Source organism: Paraburkholderia sp. SIMBA_053 (genome assembly GCF_046534895.1).
Taxonomy (GTDB): domain Bacteria; phylum Pseudomonadota; class Gammaproteobacteria; order Burkholderiales; family Burkholderiaceae; genus Paraburkholderia; species Paraburkholderia caledonica.
Genome location: NZ_JAWRXU010000450.1, coordinates 1 through 290 on the forward strand (window position 1 = coordinate 1; position 290 = coordinate 290).

The window sequence follows — 290 nt, forward strand, 5'->3', positions numbered from 1 at the left end:
ACCGCTATTCGTCCCACCGAAACGCAGCGCCAGTTGGCTCCGTAAAGCCTGGACGCCTGTGTCGTCCCGCTGCCGGATCTGCGCCGCGAGGTCCGCGCCGAGCAGGCGGTTTTGAGCCACGCGCAGGAGTGTGCGGTCGTAGGCCGGGCCTGGCGTGAATTGCGCCTGATGAAGCCAGCTACCCTTACCCGAGGCAAGCAGATCGCGCTGGGCATCGATACCAGCCACGATCGCGCGATAACCCGCGGTAAGCCTGGTGAAGTCGTTGGCTCCCGCGTCGGAGACCGAAA

1 protein-coding gene is annotated in these 290 nt (G+C 65.5%); it reads right to left on the minus strand.

Going from position 1 to position 290, the window contains the following annotated elements; genetic code table 11:
* Window positions 1-290 (minus strand): hypothetical protein (locus tag SB753_RS36380; protein ID WP_410804963.1); only part of this gene is annotated, 290 nt, incomplete at both ends.